The 18,624-nt window shown below is 62.7% G+C and carries 16 protein-coding genes; 6 read left to right on the top strand and 10 right to left on the bottom strand.

Annotated features, from left to right (window positions below; translation table 11 throughout):
* Positions 1-176 precede the first annotated feature (176 nt).
* The 3 genes from INT29_RS04110 to INT29_RS04100 all read right to left on the bottom strand — a co-directional run bounded on the left by INT29_RS04110 (position 177) and on the right by INT29_RS04100 (position 3,796).
* Positions 177-1,793, bottom strand: a complete 1,617-nt coding sequence (locus INT29_RS04110) for a nuclease-related domain-containing DEAD/DEAH box helicase (protein ID WP_101569660.1) — start codon at positions 1,791-1,793, stop codon at positions 177-179.
* A gap of 135 nt (positions 1,794-1,928) precedes the next feature.
* A complete protein-coding gene (locus INT29_RS04105) occupies positions 1,929-3,314 on the bottom strand; it encodes an MFS transporter (RefSeq protein ID WP_180958862.1) in 1,386 nt (461 codons plus the stop codon).
* Between the two features lie 299 nt (positions 3,315-3,613).
* Entirely contained in the window at positions 3,614-3,796 is a 183-nt protein-coding gene (locus INT29_RS04100; RefSeq protein ID WP_193070784.1) for a hypothetical protein, read from the bottom strand.
* Positions 3,797-3,952: 156 nt separating this feature from the next.
* On the opposite strand from INT29_RS04100, the gene INT29_RS04095 reads away from it, so the two are divergent.
* From INT29_RS04095 to INT29_RS04080, 4 genes are all read left to right on the top strand, one after another.
* Positions 3,953-4,390, top strand: a complete 438-nt coding sequence (locus tag INT29_RS04095) for a hypothetical protein (protein WP_193070783.1) — start codon at positions 3,953-3,955, stop codon at positions 4,388-4,390.
* On the top strand, positions 4,387-5,181 hold the full coding sequence (locus INT29_RS04090) for a universal stress protein (RefSeq protein ID WP_193070782.1): 795 nt from the start codon (positions 4,387-4,389) through the stop codon (positions 5,179-5,181). The genes INT29_RS04095 and INT29_RS04090 overlap by 4 nt, the downstream gene beginning before the upstream one ends.
* A 179-nt stretch (positions 5,182-5,360) precedes the next feature.
* Positions 5,361-6,986 (top strand): BCCT family transporter, encoded by a 1,626-nt coding sequence (locus INT29_RS04085; protein ID WP_257929976.1) that lies wholly within the window; start codon positions 5,361-5,363, stop codon positions 6,984-6,986.
* Positions 6,987-7,103: 117 nt separating this feature from the next.
* On the top strand, positions 7,104-8,078 hold the full coding sequence (locus INT29_RS04080; protein ID WP_226841576.1) for an NADP-dependent oxidoreductase: 975 nt from the start codon (positions 7,104-7,106) through the stop codon (positions 8,076-8,078).
* Between the two features lie 46 nt (positions 8,079-8,124).
* On the opposite strand, the gene INT29_RS04075 is transcribed toward INT29_RS04080, so the two are convergent.
* The 6 genes from INT29_RS04075 to INT29_RS04050 all read right to left on the bottom strand — a co-directional run bounded on the left by INT29_RS04075 (position 8,125) and on the right by INT29_RS04050 (position 15,855).
* The gene (locus INT29_RS04075) at positions 8,125-8,856 is read right to left on the bottom strand and encodes a DeoR/GlpR family DNA-binding transcription regulator (protein WP_193070781.1); all 732 of its coding nucleotides are present in this window, start codon (positions 8,854-8,856) and stop codon (positions 8,125-8,127) included.
* Between the two features lie 29 nt (positions 8,857-8,885).
* Positions 8,886-9,935: a 4-hydroxythreonine-4-phosphate dehydrogenase PdxA gene (gene pdxA, locus INT29_RS04070; protein ID WP_219618818.1), complete on the bottom strand. Its 1,050-nt coding sequence runs from the start codon at positions 9,933-9,935 to the stop codon at positions 8,886-8,888.
* 76 nt (positions 9,936-10,011) lie between these two features.
* Entirely contained in the window at positions 10,012-11,346 is a 1,335-nt protein-coding gene (locus INT29_RS04065; RefSeq protein ID WP_101569664.1) for a four-carbon acid sugar kinase family protein, read from the bottom strand.
* Entirely contained in the window at positions 11,343-12,866 is a 1,524-nt protein-coding gene (locus INT29_RS04060; RefSeq protein WP_180958865.1) for a GntP family permease, read from the bottom strand. The genes INT29_RS04065 and INT29_RS04060 overlap by 4 nt, the downstream gene beginning before the upstream one ends.
* Before the next feature lie 270 nt (positions 12,867-13,136).
* Complete coding sequence (locus tag INT29_RS04055) at positions 13,137-14,063, bottom strand: endonuclease domain-containing protein (protein WP_193070780.1); 927 nt, start codon at positions 14,061-14,063, stop codon at positions 13,137-13,139.
* Positions 14,064-14,901: 838 nt separating this feature from the next.
* Positions 14,902-15,855, bottom strand: a complete 954-nt coding sequence (locus INT29_RS04050; protein ID WP_193070779.1) for a VOC family protein — start codon at positions 15,853-15,855, stop codon at positions 14,902-14,904.
* A gap of 169 nt (positions 15,856-16,024) precedes the next feature.
* On the opposite strand from INT29_RS04050, the gene INT29_RS04045 reads away from it, so the two are divergent.
* Positions 16,025-17,671: an acetolactate synthase large subunit gene (locus INT29_RS04045; protein ID WP_226838829.1), complete on the top strand. Its 1,647-nt coding sequence runs from the start codon at positions 16,025-16,027 to the stop codon at positions 17,669-17,671.
* Positions 17,672-17,696: 25 nt separating this feature from the next.
* Here the strand turns inward: INT29_RS04045 and INT29_RS04040 are convergent, their stop codons facing one another.
* Positions 17,697-17,927 (bottom strand): hypothetical protein, encoded by a 231-nt coding sequence (locus tag INT29_RS04040; protein WP_096158535.1) that lies wholly within the window; start codon positions 17,925-17,927, stop codon positions 17,697-17,699.
* A 181-nt stretch (positions 17,928-18,108) separates the two neighbouring features.
* Between INT29_RS04040 and INT29_RS04035 the strand changes: the two genes are divergently transcribed.
* A complete protein-coding gene (locus INT29_RS04035; RefSeq protein WP_096158536.1) occupies positions 18,109-18,606 on the top strand; it encodes a hypothetical protein in 498 nt (165 codons plus the stop codon).
* Positions 18,607-18,624: the final 18 nt, after the last annotated feature.

The following is an 18,624-nucleotide window of genomic DNA, read 5'->3' as shown; positions in this document are numbered from 1 at the left end:
GGCATTCTCTCTATCGGCACGCCGCTATCGGCCCAGCCTCATCGGTGGATCCAGGTTAAGCGCAAGCTGCCGGATCCTGCAGCATTCGCAGGCTGAGCGCTCGGCATTCGCAGGCTGAGTGCTCGGCACTCACAGATTGAGCGCTCGCCGGATGAAGATGCCTAGGGCGGGAACACTCAGCTGTCCTCGATCCGGTCGAAGACGCTGAGATCACCGACGACTACGAGTTTGGTGGTCGCCCGTGACATTCCGACGTAGAGCATGTCCAAGGCTCGTTCGGAGTCGCGGAAGCCATTGAGACAGAGGACGACGACGGGACGTTCGAGGCCCTTGAAGCCGAGGACGTGACCGTAGAAGACGTCCTCAGCGGCGAAGAATTGATCCCAATAGGCCGAGGGGCCTTCCGCTTCGACGATCGATCTCTGCTCAGGGTGGCGGCTGCCGGTCGTCAGCAGGGCGATGTCACCGGGGTTCCATCCGGAGTCCATGAGCGATTCCACCTGGGAATCCGCCTCGGCGATGGCATCGTCGATCTCGACCCTGCTCCATTCGATCTCCTCTCCGGGTCCGTTGCGGGGGATGGGTGGTTCGAACGCGAGGTGGGCGAACCCGGCGACGATCTGTTCGGAGTTCCGCAGATTCTCATCGAGCTGGATAGGATTCATCGTGATCGGTGACTCGCCGTCGCGACCGAAGATCCGCTGCCGCTCATCGGTGAAGACATAGAGGGTGCCCTCGACCTGGTTGCGCAGGCACGACTGGACAGCCTCCCACCACAGCAGGCTGAAGTCCTGGCCCTCATCGATGACGATGGCGTCGAAGAGGCTCTTGCGCGGGCGGCTGTCAGCTAGGTCCTTGAGCTGAACGGGAAGATTGTGCTCCCAATAGTCGGAGTCGTCATCGCTGCCCGGTGCCGCGCCCCAGGAGATCGGCAGATCGTGGAACAGGCCCACATACGCCGGCCGGTCGGATTCTGGCCACTGCGCGGTGAAGAGCTGGAGAAAACGCCCCAGCCCCCGCGAATAGCACATCAGCGCGACCTTCTTGCCCTCCTGCGTGAGAGCTCTGGCCTTGAGGAGCGCCAGATAAGTCTTGCCCGAGCCGGCACCGCCACTGATCTCTGCGCGGTTCTGGTGGCGCAGGATGCGGGTGAGCTTCGCCTGTTCACGGCTGAGTGCATCGGCTCGATCCGAGATCTCTGAGGCCGTGATGCGTACATTCTCAACAGCCTGATTCGTCCGCCGCAGGTTCTTCAGGACGAACTCGTGTGGGGTGAAGACATCGTCGCGGGCAGGATCGAAGTCGAAGCGCATTTGGGTGGCAATCGCTGCGGCGATCGAATCGAGCTGTGTGGAGTCCACGAGCTGGCGCCTCGGCGCATCCGGCTGCTCCCAATCCCGGGGCAGCTGGGTGTAGGGCAGCACCGCGAGGTGACTGATGGGTCCCGGTGTCTTCGAGACACGCGAATTCAGATAGGTGACGAGGGTGTGCTTGGCGACCATCGCCTGTTCGAGTGGGGAAACCTTGAGTCGATTGCGATGCCCTTGCGCACCCTGTGTGATCCAGGTTCCGTCCTCGACGCTGACGCGACCGCCCTTGACCTCGATGACGGCGATCCCGACACCGGGCCAAAGCACAAGAATGTCGATCTCGACGTCTTTGTCTTCACCGGTCAGACGCTGACCGTGGACCATTGTCGCCTCGTCGGGGAGCTGTTCGCACAAGGAATTCCAGACGGTTTCCTCGGCGGTGGAATCAGCGAAATCAGGCTGCTGTGGGATCAACGTGACCATGGTCCGAGACTATCCCAATAGTCAGCAGATGCTGTTCGGGCGCGCTGGGAGTCCAGCGGGCCCGAACAGCACCCTGAGGCTATCTGCGCTGTGCTCTGTCAGCCTTTGTCAGCGCTTTGTGAGTGCAGACGTCGGTCACTTCGCGTCTTCGACGAGTTCCTGCTCTTCGAAGACGATGTCGGCTCCCTCTTCGGGAAGACCAGAGCCGCGCAGCGACGCGCCCTTCGTCTCCTTCATGAAGATGGTGGCGATGAAGCCGATGGCACACGCCCCCATCACGAAGTAGGCAGGCACGATCGTATTTCCTGTAGCCCCGATGATCGCATCATTGGCTGAGGGTGCGGTGCCTCCGAAGAGCGCGGTCGAGACGTTGTAGGAGATCGCGAAGCCGGCAAAACGCACTGGGCCGGGGAACATCGCAGGGAAGGTCGCCGAGATCGTCGAGATCTGCGGGATGTAGAGAATCCCGAGTACAGCGAGCCCGACGAGGGCCCAGACGAAGCCGTTGGCCATGAGCATGAACATCGGGATGGCGGCGACGAAGAGGCCGACGAGCGAGAAGTACCAGACAGGTTTGCGTCCCACCTTGTCCGAGAGTATCCCACCGAAGGGAATGAGGATCATCATGAACGCTTGGGCCAGGAACATCACTGTCAGGGCGGCATTCGAACCCATGCCGACCGGGCCCTGCAGGTAGGCGGGCATGTAGGACAACAGCGTGTAGTTGACGACGTTGACCGCGACGACCATGCCGCCCAGGATGAGCAGCTGCTTCCAGTAGTCGGTGAACAGGATGCGGAAGACTTCCTTGACCGACTTGCCCTGGTCGTTGTCGTTGAGCTCCTCATAGACGGGAGACTCGTCGAGCTTTGTGCGCATGTAGAGGCCGACCACGCCGAGGACGCCAGCGAAGACGAAGGGAATTCTCCAACCCCAGTCCATCATCTTCTCGTCGCCCAGACCGAGCTGGAGCAGAAGGACGAAGAGCGAACCGGCGGCCATGCCGGCCAGTGTGCCGAACTCGAGGAAGCTGCCATAGAAGCCACGGCGCTTATCGGGGGCGTACTCGGCCATGAATGTGGCTGCGCCGCCGTACTCGCCGCCTGAGGAGAATCCCTGGATGACGCGCAGCAGTACGAGGATGATCGGCGCGAAGACGCCGATGGTGGCGTAGCTGGGCAGCAGTGCGATGCAGAAGGTCGAACCGGCCATAAGCAGAATTGTCAGAGCCAGTACCTTCTTGCGACCGAGACGGTCGCCCATCGGACCCCAGACGATGCCGCCGAGCGGTCGGAAGATGAAGGACACGGCGAAGGTGAGCAATGCGAGAAGCTGACCGTGGCTGCCCGGGAAGAAGTGCTGGGTGATGTAGGTGATCGAGACCGCGTACAGTCCGTAGTCGAACCACTCCGTGGCGTTTCCCAGCGCCGAGGCGGTCACTGCCTTGCGGACGGTTTTCAGGTCTGGCTCGGGTGGGGCATCGGGGATGTTGGCATCGGGATGCGTATTGGAGTTACTCACGTGTTCCTCCGATCGTGTGGGGCCATCATCGTGATGGACCTCATGAGAGAAGCGACTATGTACGCTACGAGTATCTTCTGAGCGAATCAACGCGAAAATGTTGTCAAGCCAACGGCGTGTCTATGTCGGTTCCCTAATTTCATGAGTCTCTGACCTGGAGTGACGTGAAATTCAGGCAAAATCTGAACGCACGAATAGTTTCACAGGAAACTCTGCAGATATCGTTACCTGTTCCCTATTGACACAATTTCGGTTTGATGGCGCGCTTCGTCTGAGGTGCGAAGAGGCGTAAAGTCCGCTCACCGCCTTTTCTGCACTTCGGTGGCTCCCGCGGTGGTAGTCTGCCGGAACTCATGGGAGTGCTGCGCAGGAACGACGTCATCCACCAAGACGACGAGCCGGGGGAGGGCGGGCATCTTCACGCTCACCGGTCTGGAAGCCAAAGACAATGCGGGACCAACTGTGATGGTCTCCTTCGTCATTGCAGGACTCGTCGCTCTCCTCGCTGCCCTCTGCTATGCGGAACTGGCAGCGGCAGTTCCCACCGCAAGGCAGTTCCTATACCTACGCCTACTCCACAATCGGTGAGATCTTCGCCTGGATCATCGCATGGGATCTCATCCTCGAATTCGCACTCGGTGCCTCGGTCGTCGCCCGGGGCTGGTCCGGGTACATCGCCGGTGTGGTTCGCCGAGGAAGGGTCGATCATCAATCTCGGCGACATCTTCATCTCACTCGTCCTCGGCTGGGTGGCCTTGCGCGGCATTCGCGAGTCGAAATGGGTGACCAACGGCCTCGTCGACATCGTCGCGATGGCATGCATCGGCTTCGCTCTCTTCCGTGACGGACTGCTGCCGCCGATCTTCTCCCGCATCCACCCCGGCTGGGGCACACCGGTGCTGATGACTGCCCTGACCGTCGGATCCGTGGTGCTGTTGTCCGGGCTGGTGACGATCGAGATACTTGCCGAGATGGTCAGCATCGGAACACTCTTCGCCTTCGACGTCGTCTACTTCGCCTACGGGTACCGGAAGTCGCGATTGGCTCGCAAAGAACGTGAGGAGGCGCTGAAATGAGCGTTCTCGTCGGATTCGGCATCGATACGAAGAGCCGCGCCGCTGTGCGCTTCGGCGCTGACCTCGCCCGGACCACGGGGGAGCCCCTGATCCTCTGCCTCGTCGTCCAGGACCGGTTCTCGTCCAGCCAGATGTCAGATTCCTCTGGGGTCTCCGACGACTGGAAGAAGGAGATCAGAAACATGTCCTCCCAGGCGATCGCCGATGCCAAGGAGGCCCTGCCTGAGGATGTGGACGCCGAGGTGGTCACCCGATCCGGTCGCTCCGTGACCCGAGTGCTCCATACCGAAGCCATCGACCACAACGCACAGGTCCCCATCACCGGATCCTCGGTGCGTGGGCCACTGGGGCGCATCGTCCTCGGTAGCACGACCGACCGTTTGGTCCATTCCTCGCCGTTGCCGATCGCACTGGTGCCTCGCGGCTACAACTCGTACCGGACCGAGGCTCGACGGTTGGTCTTCGCTGTCGACCCCTCGCGCAGGACCCAAAGGTATTACGACTCCGTGTCGCGCCTGGCTCATTGGCTGGGCATCGGAGTCGAGGTTGTCACCTTCGCAGTCAGGCCGTCTCGACCCACCGGCCTGGGAGCATTCACCGATCACGGTATGTACTCATACTGGTGGGATCAGGTGGCTTCCGGACACGCACATCATGCGCCTCTCGCCGGTGCCGATGATTCTGCTGCCCAACCCCCGGCGCCAGCCAGCCTCTCCCAACGGCTGTTGGAGCTGACGCATCCGAGGTGCAAGCGACTCTCGATGCAGAGACCAGTGACCGCCCCAGGTTGACACTGTCCGCAATATCGAGTGAGCCCCTCACATTCAGGTGGTTTTGCCGGCAGGGACTGCCTGTTCACTCGCCTGATGTCCTAGAGTTGAGCGCTGCGAATCCTGACAGAATGCTCAACACAACGCACTGTCCTGTTGCCGGAACTTCGGCCAGCGGGGCTCGGAAGGCAGTACGACACGTGGACAACACCAGGAACCATTCGGAATCATCCGAGAAGGACGCAGACCCTCTTCCTACAGAAGAGACAGACACCGTCGCTGCCGATCATGATTCCCCAAATGGGCCCACCGAAGCTGCCCAACGCAGCCGTATCGACATCCCTGTCGCGGGAACCAGCGTCGGAATCCTGGCGATCTTCGTTGCCCTCGCCCTGATTCTTCCCGACAAGATGTCCGCCTGGGTGGACACCGCATTCGCCGCCTGCGCGAACATCTTCGGCATGTACTGGCAGATCCTCCTGCTGGCCACGGCACTCATCGCCATCATCCTCATCTTCACCCCTTGGGCCAAGGCACGGTTGGGCAATCAGGCCCGCCCCGACTTCAACCGCTTCAGCTGGATCGCCATGATCATGACGACACTGCTGGCTGCCGGGGGAGTCTTCTGGGCGGCCGCGGAACCGATGTACCACTACGCGACGACACCGCCGTACTTCACCGACAGCGGAGACAGCGGCTTTGATGCAGTGGCCGCCGCGCTCGCCACGAGCTTCATCGACTGGGGCTTCCTGGCCTGGGCGATCCTCGGTTCCCTGGGAACGATCGTGATGATGCGCGCCGCAGAGAAGGGGATGCCCCTGCGTCCCCGCAGCCTGCTCTACCCTGTCCTGGGCAAGAAGGCCGGGACCGGCCCGATCGCAGCCATCGTCGACATTGTCTGTGTCATCTCTGTCGCTGCCGGAACGATCGGACCTGTCGGATTCCTCGGCATGCAGGTCTCCTACGGTCTGAACTCCCTGTTCGGCATCCCCGACATCTACCCCGTGCAGCTCGTTGTGATCGCAGTGCTCACCGCAGTTGCCGGCGTCAGCGTCTTCTCCGGTGTCAGCCGGGGCATCCGCTTCCTCAGCAGCGCCAACGTGTGGATGGCACTGGCACTCATGGCCGCCGTGCTTGTACTCGGCTCGGCCTGGTTCGTGATCAAGAGCTACTTCAGCGGCTTCGCCCTGTACATGACCGACTTCTTCAGCATGACGCTCTACCGAGGAGACACCGAATGGCTCTCAGGCTGGACCGTGTTCTTCTTCGGCTGGTTCCTCGGCTATGCGCCACTGATGGCGATCTTCGTCGCCCGCATCTCAAAGGGCCGGACCGTTCGTGATCTGCTCATCAGCACCACGGTTCTTCCTCCCATCGCCACAACGTTCTGGTTCACAGTCCTGGGCGGCACGGGCATCTTCCTGGAGCAGAAGTCTGCCGGTTCTATCTCCGAACCGCTGATGGACGGAGGTCTGCCCGCCGCAGTCATGGCCATCAGCGATAATCTGCCGCTGTCGTTGATCATCAGCCTCGGATTCCTCCTCTTGACGATGACCTTCGTGGCAACCACCACGGACTCCATGTCGTTCGCGATGTCGCAATCATGCATGTCGAGCGGAGAACCGTCGCCGAAGCTGCGGGCCACGTGGGCACTCCTCATCGGCGTCACCGCGGCCGTGCTCATCAGCCTGGGAGACGGCGGGGTCGACGCGTTGCAATCGGCGATCGTCATCACCGCCGTGCCGGTGGGCTTTGTCATGCTGCCCTCACTGTTCGCGGCGCCGATCTATGTCAGACAGATGGCCAAGGAACAGAACCTGGCCTGAAATAAGAGAGTCTGCACCCCATCCTCGTCGACTGTTTCTTCCCGTGTGGCACTGGTCTATCGAATATCGTCAATGTTGTTACTGGTCTTGGTCTGCGGCATCCGACATGATGAGGATATGACTGAAGAGAACAGCAAGGCCCACGCAGACGCAACAATGATGAAAGCCATGCGCCAGACCGAGTTCGGTGGCCCCGAGGTTCTCCACGAGGAGGAGCTGCCGAAGCCGAAGCCGGGACCGAGCCAGATCCTCATCAAGGTGAAGGCATCAGGAGTGAACCCCACGGATTGGAAGCACCGCAGTGGCCCCCGGTTCCTTCCCGATCTGCCGCTCGTCCTCGGCTGGGACGTGTGCGGGGTGGTCGAACAGGTGGGCGTCGGTGTGACCCTGTTCAAGCCGGGCGATGAAGTCTTCGGGATGCTGCCCTATCCTTTCGGCGTCGGCGCGCACGCCGAGTACGTCGTTGGTCCGACTCGAGCCTTTGTGCCGAAGCCCAACAACGTCGACCACGTGCAGGCGGGAGCGCTTCCGCTCGTATCGCTGACCGCGTGGCAGTCCCTGGTCGACACCGCGAAGATAACCCCGGGTGACCGGGTTCTCGTCCATGCCGCTGCCGGCGGGGTGGGGCACGTGGCGGTGCAGATCGCCAAGGCCCGAGGCGCCTATGTCATCGGAACGGCGAGCGCACCGAAGCATGATTTCGTCCGCGGGCTGGGTGCTGACGAGATGATCGACTATCGCGAGGAAGACTTCGTCGAGAAGGCTCGCGATATCGACATTGCCTTTGACACCATCGGCGATGACTACCAACTGCGCTCTCTCCGAACTCTCAAGCCAGACGGAATCATGGTCTCGACGGTCCCGGTCCCGGCCAAGGGGCTCTTCGACGAGGCCAGGGCCCTAGGCGTTCGCGGTGAAACCATCCTCGTCGAGGCCGATCAGGCGGGCATGCTAGAGATCGCTGCCCTCGTCGAGAGTGGGCAGCTGCGGGCAACGATCGCAGACACGTTCCCGCTGGCAGATGCCGCGAAGGCTCATGAGGCAGGGGAGACCAACGCGACGACAGGCAAACTGGTGCTGACCATGGAATGAAGCCGACCATGGAGTGAGCGAAGATCTGGGCCGACTGGCGCGATGCTCACCCTCGACCTGGGCCGTGCACCCGATGCTCGTTGATCCAGATCCACCCCTCGGGCAGGGGCGCCCACGCGGCCACATCGCGTCTGGCCTTCGAACTGTCAGCGAGGACCACGACGCGCTTGGCGCGTTCGGCGATGAGCTCCTTCGTCCGTGCCTCGTCGAGGGTCGGCTCGCCGAGTCCCTGGGCAGGATCCACCGCGTCGGCGCCGAGGAAAGCGACATCGACGTGGAGCCGACCAAGCGCATGGTCGCTCAGTGCACCTGTCGTCCCATGGGACATCGTCGAGACCTCACCGCCGACCATGATCACCTTCGGTCCCAGGGGATGGGCCAGAGCCAGCGCGATCTCGAGTCCGCGGGTGATGATGGTGAGATCACAACGATCGCGAATGCGTTCGGCCAAACGCACCGTCGTCGACCCGGCATCGAGGAAAACCGTGCGCACAGTCCCCTCGCCGAGGTAGTCCATCGCAGCGGCGGCAATGACATCCTTGGCTTCGGCGTTGGCTTCCATCCGCTGTCCCAGCGGAGGTTCGACGTATCCGGCGGCGGTGGCACCGCCGATGGTGCGGATGACCTCACCGGTCTCGGCCATCTCCCGCAGATCCCGACGGATCGTCGACTCTGAGGTCTCCAGCTCTTCGGCCAGCCGGGAGATGGTCCACGAACCTGTCTTGAGCAGAGACAGGATGTCTTCGCGACGCTTCTGTGTGCCCGTGCGAATTGCCATGATGAGAATCCTACTTCGGCAGGTGCTGGTTACTTCGGCAGGTATTCTGCCCGAATGCCGTCGACGAACGGTGCGTAGCCGATGGCTGCGGTGTAGGCCGAGCGCATGGTTCCAGCATCCGCGATGCCCTGTCCGGCGATGTCGAAGGCGGTTCCGTGATCGACGGAGGTGCGAAGGATCGGCAGCCCGACGGTGACAGAGATGGTGCCGTCGAAGTCATAGGTCTTCGAAGCGATATGTCCCTGGTCGTGGTACTGGGAGAGGATTCCGTCGAATCGACCGGACAGCCCCTGGTGGAAGACCGAGTCCGCTGGGATCGGACCGGCCACCTCGAGCCCGGATTCGACGACGCGCTCAACGGCGGGGCGCAGGATCTCGATCTCTTCGTCTCCGAAGGCACCGTTTTCGCCACCATGTGGGTTGAGCGCGGCGACGGCCAACCGCGGCGAGGACACACCGTAGAGCTGCAGGGCACGGTGGGCGCGTTCGATCGAATCGACCTGAGTGTCGACGCTGAGCGCGTCGATGGCCTTGCGCAGCGACATGTGGCGGGTGGCGAAGAAGATCTGGAGCTTGTGGTTCGGGGCCTTCGTGTTCTCGACGACGAACATTGTGTCCTGTTTGGTCACACCGGTGAGCTCGCCGAGCATTTCAGTGTGGCCCAGGTGCTTGGAGCCGGACTTCCACACGGCTTCCTTGTTGATGGGGCCGGTGACGATGCCGGCGATCTCGCGATCCATCGCGGCCTTCGTGGCGATCTCGATCGCGGTCACGGCGGCCTGACCTGCGCGGGCATCGACGACGCCCCACTCGGGCAGGTCCTCACCGAGCACACCGATGTCGAAGACGTCGATGATGCCCTCACCGGTCGAGGGTGTCGACCAGTCGGAGATCGAGCGCAGTTCTACGTCGAGTCCCAGGACGTCCACGGCGCGTTTCATCACGGCCAGGTCAGCCACGGCGACACCGTGCTGATCCTCGCGGCCGGAGAACTCGGCGAGCACCGTCGCGGTGATCTCGGGGCCGATGCCCACCGGGTCGCCCACGGTCATAGCGAGTACGGGTGCGGGTGCGGTCATTTCAGTCTCCTCAACGTTGTTCTCTTGGATGTGATGCGCGCGTCGACAAGGCCGAGTTGCGCGAAATTATGGGGGATCATGCGCGGCCCGACTCTGAGGACTGCATGAGATGGCCCAGGCACAGGAGTCCCGTGCCCGCGTCACCGATGAGGCCGCCCTTCGTGACGATCGGCAACCCGGTGGCGACTCCGCCGACGATGCGGCCGGCCACGGCCAATGGCACGATCTCGGCCTGGATCTCCATGCCGAGCGCGCCCAGTTCGCCGAGCACGGCTGCTGTGACATCTCCACCTGTGGTGTAGAGGCCGGTGAGCGCGGTCGAGGCCATCAGCTCGGCGGCGATCTGAGCAAGTCTGCGGGGAATGAGCTCGGACTGTTCGTCGGTGAGCTCGAGCAGGTCGGTGGCATCGACGACGGTGGCGACGATGACCGCCCTCACCGAGGCTGTCTCGTTCGCCGAGGTGGACCAGGCGCTCGAGGCGGCCGTGCGGACATGCTCGACCGTGGCCCGCACATCCGGGAGGTAATCCTCGTCGAGAGCGGCCCGGAGCACTGTGATCGTGGGATCCTCGTCCAACTTTGCCAGCTGAGTGCGGGTGATCTCGGTCGCCGAGCCGGAGACGCCGAGGATGATCCCGGGTTCTCGTTTCGGCAGGAGCGCTTGGGCGAGGGCGAGGCTGCCGGGCCCAGGATCGATGGACACCCATTCCAGGTTCTCTTCCTGGTTGAGGTCGGCGAGAGTGCGGGCGATGAGGTCGATGTGCTCGTTCGTCAACGCATCAGCAACGATCACCTCGGCGCCTGTGGCCAGAGCGGTGAGCACCTCGGCGCGGATCGCCTCGGCGCCGTCGAGAACCGTGGAGAGTTCGACGGTGTGGCACTTGAGCTCAGTGTTCGCCCGCAGGATATCGGCGACGACCGATGTGAGCATGGGGGAGCGGACGTCGTTGCGCAGTTCGGTGTCCTCAAGCAGCTTCCCGTTCAGCAGCTGCTGACCGCCCACGGTCACCCGACCGGAGGCAGGGAACGCGGGAATGCACAGACCCAGCACTCGGCCCGACCCCGATGTGGAGGCCAGATCCTGTCGGGCACGCAGAGCCGCCTCGGCGGTGGGTCCGACATTGCCGCGCAGGGTTGTGTCGATGCGGCATACCACGAGGTCGACAGAGCCAGCCTCGCGGATGAGAGCATCAGTCAGTGCTGCGGCCTCGGCTGGCTTCAGGTGTCGGGAATTCGCATTGACGACGACAGCGTCATAGTCGTCGAGCGCGGCGCTGACGCTGACCTCGCCGCCGCTGGTGCCGGTGATCGTCATCGTCGACAGGCCCGCTTCAGCGAAGAGAGCACCGCAGGCGTTGCCGCCGGTGAGGTCGTCGGCGACGATGAGGATCCGTGGACTGTCCTGGCTCATACGATCAAGTCGAGCACGAACAGCAGTGGGATGGAACCCACCCACACGGCGGTGGTGATGCCCGACCAGCCCTTGATGGCATTGATGCCGTCGAGGCCGGTGAAGCGGGTGACGACCCAGAAGTACGAGTCGTTGAAGTAGGAGAAGACCATCGAGCCGGCGGTGCAGGCCATGACCGCGACCAATGGACTCAGGCCCAGGGGTGCGATGAGCGGGGCGGTGACCGAGGCTGCGGTGATCATGGCGACCGTGCCCGATCCCTGTGCGATCCGGACCAGGGAAGCGATGAGGAAGGGCACGAGAAATGCCGGCAGACTGATCGAGGCGATGGCCTCGGCCAGAGCGTCGCCGACACCGGATTCGGTGAGCACCTTGCCGAAGGCTCCACCGGCGCCGGTGATGAGCAGGATGAGACCCGCCGAGGCTGCGGCGTCGGCCAACCAGTTCTGCACCTTATTGCGCGGCGTCACGCGAGGCAGCAGGGTGTAGACGGCGAGGACGAGTCCGATCATGAGCGCGATGACCGGGTTGCCGAGGAATGCCAGCGGGGCCACCCAGGATGAGGGCTCGTAGGCGTCGCCGGAGAGTTCGCCCTGAGCGTTCTTGTCAATCGCCGTCGATACGGTGTTGGCGACGATGAGAAGCAGGGGAACGATGAGCGGGAGGAATCCGAGGAAGGCTCCCGGCTTCTTCGTTGAGCCGGTTTCAGTATTGACGGTGTCCGCTGTGTTCACGGTGTCCGCGTTGTCACCGGAGCCTGCTGTGGTGACAGTATCTGCGTCTTCCCCGGTGATGGTGGTGACGCCACCGTGACCAGCGACTTCGCCGCCGTCAATAGCGTGTGATTCCGCCGAGGTGGCGGTGACCGAGCCGTACACCTCACGCTTGACTGCGGAGTTGAGCACGGGTTCGAGCTTCGGGCCGATCCAGCGAGCGTAGATGACGACGACCGGGAGAAGGATGACGGTGAAGATGACGCCGGTGAGGATGACTGATCCGATGTCGGCGCCGAGGATGCCCGTTGCCGCGAGCGGTCCCGGGGTCGGCGGGACCATGTGGTGAGTCAGCGTCATGCCGCAGCCCAGCGCGAGTGCGAGGGTGACGTAGCCGCCGCGCTTGACGCGGGCGATGGAGCGGGCCAGAGGGTTCATGATGACGTAGCCGGAGTCGCAGAAGACCGGGATGGACACGAGCGAGCCGACGGTGCCCATGGCCCAGGGTTCACGGCCCTTGCCGAAGGCGCTCAGGAAGGCACGGGCCAGTGAGTCTGCGGCTCCGGAGACCTCGAGGATCTTGCCGATTCCAACTCCCAAGCCGATGACGATGCCGATGCTGGCCAGAGTGTTGCCGAAGCCGGTGGTGATGGCGTCCACGAGTGAGAGCAGATCCTGACCGGCGACGATGCCGGTGACGACCGCTGCAGTGAGAAGTGCGATGAAGGCGTCGAGACGGGTCGCCAAGACGATGACGACGATCGTCGCGATCCCGGCGATGAGCGCCAGAATGAGTTGCAGATCCATGAGATCCTCCGCGGTGAGGCCGACTCGGTCAGCGAGCCGGGGTTGATCCGAGTCGACTCTCGGGGTGGCCCGGGGCCCGGGACATTCAGGTTGCCTGGGCCTCGGTGGAGAGCCGCGCACAGGCGATGAACATGAGAGTCGAATGTAAAGTTGAACAGCATGAGCAAGTATTGCTCATACATGAACATATATGCAATGTCTGCCTGTTCGAGGAAGTTGGTCGGTGCCTGCGGGGCGAAATATCGCTGATATCCGACCCGCAGGCACCGACTACCGAGACCCACGCCGTGGTTTTGGAAGGTAGGCCGCGAGGAGCTTGCCGAAAGTGTCCATGTCGGTGCGTTTTGAGACCCGCAGAACCGTCCAGCCTTCGGCCTCCAACAGCTGTCGACGCTCGATGTCGGCGGCGAATTGTCCCGGCGACGTGCGATGGTGATCGCCCTCGTACTCAATGGCCAGTTTCAGGTCTGGGTACCCGAGGTCGGGGTGGAGCACCACATTCTTCAACCCACAAGTGATAACTGGATGAACCTGAGGCTCGGGGAAGCCCTGATGGACGATCCACACTCTCAACCACGTCTCCATCGGCGAGTCGACGGAATAGCGAACCAGGCTGATGGCCTGCTGCAGCTTCTTGCGACTTCGTACCCGTTTTCGTGCACCCAGCTCAGATCGCATCAGTTCAACTGATGTCGTTGGTCCAGTGAACCGTTTGGATATGGCGGCATCTCCCATTTGAACGAGCTCCGAGAGGTAGAGCATCGGGGCCACCTCAACCATCAGTTGAGGGACCGAGATGAGAGGAATGGCGAAGTAGTCGACGGCATCGATCCGTCGATGCCGGTGGAGGGCTACGCCTGGGCGGTTGATCTTGCTGCTCGATTCCCTGCCAGCGACATGAAGATCGGAGTCAGTGATTCGTCTTGGCACAGGTAGTCCGAAGAGGCGAGCCGCGGTCCACAGTGAGCCGACGACATCTGGCCGAAGCAGTTGGAGCCCGGACAGCCTGGTCGCCTCGCGAGTCCAATTGGTTCCGGCCCAAATTGGGGTCGGCACTTCGCCGACGTCAGTGCTGTCGATCCACACATTGCGATAGATCTGCACGTACTGAGGATTCGTCTTCAGCGCATAAGACGTGACACCTCTGGACGCGCCATCGTCTCTGGTGAACGGAGTCGGTACCGGTTGGAACTTCATCGGTCTTGAATGCCAGTAAGTCATAGTGGCCAACACTGAGCGGCTATCGCTACGGCGTCTAGTGTGCGAAACCGACCAGTGGATAGTGCAGAACCTTCCACAGGCAATCTACGTCGAAGTGCCAACGAGCGGTGTCGAAGCGAATCTGATCGAGTGACGTATCTTGTCTCAACGGTCGGGGTGTTTGTGCAGGCCACAGCTGTGCGGACGTCCTGGAGCTGCTTGCCGCCAATATTCGACTCATCTTGATGGCGAAGCTGCGGCCGGGAATGGTGCCGTTGTGCACAGGCAGAAGATCGCAAGTGGGTGCTCGAGGCAGGGGGCGGCAGTCCGATCCGTGGTCGCTGTAGAAGCGATAGTCGGTGCCTCAGGGGCGAAATCGACTCGAATTTCGCCCCTGAGGCACCGACTATGAGCGGTCCTCCCGGGAAGCGCTTGTGTGGGGTTGTATCGGGGATGCATTTTCAATGCTCGCTGGAATGCCAGTGCTGGTGGCATTCGTGGACTCGAAGCGCTCGGGCTGGAGGCTCTTTGAGGGGTGGCCAAGCGGAGCGTTGTGACAGACCGGACCGCGATGCCCGACGGGACCGCGATGCCCGACTTGACCGCGATGCCCGACGGGACCGCGATGCCCGACCGGAACGCGGTGACAGACCGGACCGCGATGCCCGACGGGACCGCGGTGGTCGACAGGAGGGGCGTGAGGGAGCGGAGGCTGCGAATCGCCTACTGCAGACTTCCCACGGCGGTGACGGAGGACTCACCGCTGCGATTACTGCAGGCTCCCCGCGAGGTTGACTGCGGACTGTGGGTCGCGTGCGAGGCGATCGCCTTGAGGCTACCGCGTGAGAGTCTGATCGACGGAGCTGCCGCCGATACCCAGTGTGACCTGCGTACCCCATGGATCGGAGACCTGCACCGAGCGGCCGTCGTCGGCGAACTGCAAGTTGCGGGCCTTCAGGCGAGCGACGAGTGCGTCGAGATCCTCGCGGCCCGGAACGGTGATGGCGACGTCGCCGAGGCCGAGGCTGGCAGCACGGGGGCCGGCACCGCGACTGTTCCAGGTGTTCATTGCGACGTGGTGGTGGTACCCACCGGCGGCGGCGAAGAGGACGCCCGGCATCGAAGCCAGGGTCGGTTCGAAGCCGAGGGCGTCGACGTAGAACCTGCGGGCGGTCGGCACGTCGCCGACCTGCAGGTGGACGTGACCGATGATGCCCGGAAGCGTATTGGCCTTCGCCAGAGTCTGCTCGTCGAGGTGCTCGGCCAGGAAGGCGTTCGGGTCGAGGTAGATCGAGTCCATGGCGACTTCGCCATCGGCTGAGTGCTTCCATTCGGAGCGGGCGCGGTCGACATAGAGTTCGATGCCGTTGCCCTCTGGGTCGGTGAAGTAGAAGGCCTCGCTGACAAGGTGGTCGCTCGACCCGACGAACTGGCTGTTCGTGTTCTGCGCGGCGTGAGCAACAGTCGCAGCCAGAGATGCCTGGTCCTCGAACAGGAATGCGGTGTGGAAGAGGCCGGCCTGGGTGCGGTCGACGCCGGGCAGGTTGGGTGTGGCGACGAGCTTGACCAGGGGAGTGGTGCCGCGGCCGAGTACACGGTGGATCTCGTTGCCGCGCTCCACCTCTTCGAGAGGTTCCATCGCAAGGGCGTTGGAGTAGTAGGTCGACATCTTCTCGAGATCGCCGACGCGGAGGGTGACGGCGTCCATTCCGGTGGCTGCGCTGAGCAGGGTGTCGTTGACGACAGACGGTGCAGTAGCGGATGCTGTGGTGTTCTCGGTGACGGTCATGTCGCCCTCCTGGGTGAGCAATGCTTGCGATCTAAATAGTTTAACGTTCAACTACCACTGTACAGAGGTATAGCCGAGAGCACAAGGCGAAAATTCCCGGCCATCAGTTCAGACGCTCGAGCGTTACAGCGGCACTGCGTGATATGACAGAACGAACGGCTGACTGCGGATGCCGAAGACCTCCGTGGCCGACTTCAAGGGAGATGATGGCATGAATGGCGCCGAGAGCCTGCTGGAGACACTGGGTCACAACGGAATCGAGGTCTGCTTCGCCAACCCTGGCACCTCGGAGATGCACTTCGTCGCAGCCTTGGATCGACAGCCCCACGTCCGTGGCGTGCTCGGTCTTTTCGAGGGCGTCGTCACCGGGGCTGCGGACGGCTACTCGAGGATGCTCGACAAACCCGCGGCCACCCTGCTGCATCTGGGGCCAGGGGCCGCCAACGGTCTCTCCAGTCTTCACAACGCTCTGCGTGCCCGGGCTTCGATGGTCAACATCATCGGCGACCATGCCGGCTACCACCGCAGCCTCGACGCACCGCTGACCTCTGACATCGAAGGTGCCGTGCGGCCCTTCAGCAACTGGGTGCGCACCTCGCCCTCGGCGAACTCGATCGCCAAGGACGCCGCCGACGCCATCGGGTACAGCCTCTCCGGGCAGATCAGCTCGCTCATCCTCCCCGCCGACACCGCATGGAACACCGCCGATGAGTACACCCAACCCGTGAACGCGGTCGCGTCTACTCCGATAGCCATCGATCCCGCCGAGGTTGCCGCCAGTGCCGCACGACTGCGGGCCTCCGGTCGGAGAACGGCCATCCTCCTCGGCGGTCGGGCCCTGCGTTCAGCCCAGCTGGAGACGGCGGCTCAGATCGCCGAGGCCACCGGTGCCACACTGCTGGCTGAAACCTTTGCCGCCCGGACTGAACGTGGGGCCGGGCGCCCCGCGGTGACGAAGATTCCCTACCCTGTCGAGCCGTCGGTGGAGCTGCTGAAGGACTTCGATGCTCTCATCCTCATTGATGCGAAGCCGCCTGTGGCTTTCTTCGCCTACCCCGACAAGCCAAGCGTGCTCACTGCCCCTGGCACCACTTTCTTCACCCTCAGCCCCATCGGCGCCGATTCCTCAGAGGCTCTCGAAGCCCTGCGCGAATGCGTGGGTGTGGGTCCAAGCAGCCGTGGGTCGGGCTCGTCCGATATTGCGCATTCGGCCGACCTCGAACTCGTCCGATCCACTCACCGGGCCGAATTCGCCCCGGCGCAGATGCCCAGCGGAACCATCACCGTGGGCAAACTCGCCGCCTGGCTCTCGGGCGCGATCCCAGAGAATGCGATCGTCCTCGACGAATCCATCACCACGGGACGAGACTTCTACGATCAGACCGCTGGATCGCATCCGCATGACTACCTCGGCGGCACCGGTGGGTCCATCGGCTGGGCACTTCCCGTCGGCGTCGGCGCTGCGATCTCCAGTCCTGACAGGAAGGTCATCGTCTTGGAGTCCGACGGTTCGGGCATGTACAACCCACAGGCGCTGTGGACCTATGCACGGGAGCAGCTCGACGTCGTCGTTCTCATCTTTGCCAATCGGAAGTATCAGATTCTGCGCAATGAGATGTCCAACGTCGGCGTCCCCGACTTCGGGCCAAAGGCCGAATCACTGCTCGACATCGGCAACCCCGCCATCGACTGGGTCTCCCTCTCCCACGGCATGGGGGTGCCGGCAAGTCGGGTCGAGACCATCGAGGAGCTCGACCGCGACTTCCGTGCAGGCCTGGCCGATTCGGGACCACGGCTCATCGAGGTCCTCGTCTGATTCTGCACGCGGCAGGCTGAGCCGGTCAGCTGAAAGTGTCTCCTGATCGAGACTCATCAATGGCTTCGTGTGAGCCATCCGAGTGCCGATAGAGCTTGACGCCTTCGTGCAGTGCAGTTGACTGCATGCGGGCTTCCGAGCTGTCTTCGGTGTATCCGACCTTCTCTCCCTGACCGATATTCACGCTGGTGAATCGTTTGGCCAGGCGGCTGATCGGGTTGGTGGAATTGTGTGATCTCTTCACTTCTGCGGTCATGATGATTCGCCCCACTTCATCGCAGCTCCAATGGACTGATTATAGCTCTGGCGGGTGAGAAAGCGCCGAGGAATCTAATCAGAACGAGCTGGCCGATGCCGGTGAATGAAGCGATAGCCGATGAGATCCGCGAGGGGCACCCGAATGCAGGGAACCGGCCGTATATCGATAGGGTGGAGCCATGAAGTCCGCTCCTCAGCTCGTATCGGCGTTGACCGTGGCGCTTGCCCTCTCACTCAGCGGGTGCAGCACCGATGATTCCGATACTGGTGACATCGAAGCGGGCCAGAGTGCCGAGGTGCCCGGCAGTGATTTCGACACCACCGATGCTCTCGGTGACTTCTTGAGCGAGACCATCGACGAGGTTCATGTGCACCGAGAGTCCGAGAGCAATCCGGACTTCGACCACGACAGAGACGCCGACCGTCTGCACGTCGAATTCCCCTCTGCAGGGATGTTGCACACCGACCAGAAGGCCACTGCCGATGCGGTTCAAGGTGCGGGCAGCGCCGAGTTCGACTATGACGTGCTCATGGTCACCGGCACCACCGACACTGGCACTTGGTCATACATGTTCAGCACCGACACCGTGGATGAGCTGACAGCAGGGGACTCGGTCGTCGAAGCCGACACCGTGTGGGACTCAGCAGATCAGGACTTCGATTCGGTACATCGCTGAGGCAGGCCACGCAGGTCT

This window comes from Brevibacterium sp. FME37, assembly GCF_014897485.1.
GTDB lineage: Bacteria > Actinomycetota > Actinomycetes > Actinomycetales > Brevibacteriaceae > Brevibacterium.
Note: the sequence above shows the minus strand (reverse complement) of the source record. Positions and strands in the feature narration are given on the sequence as shown.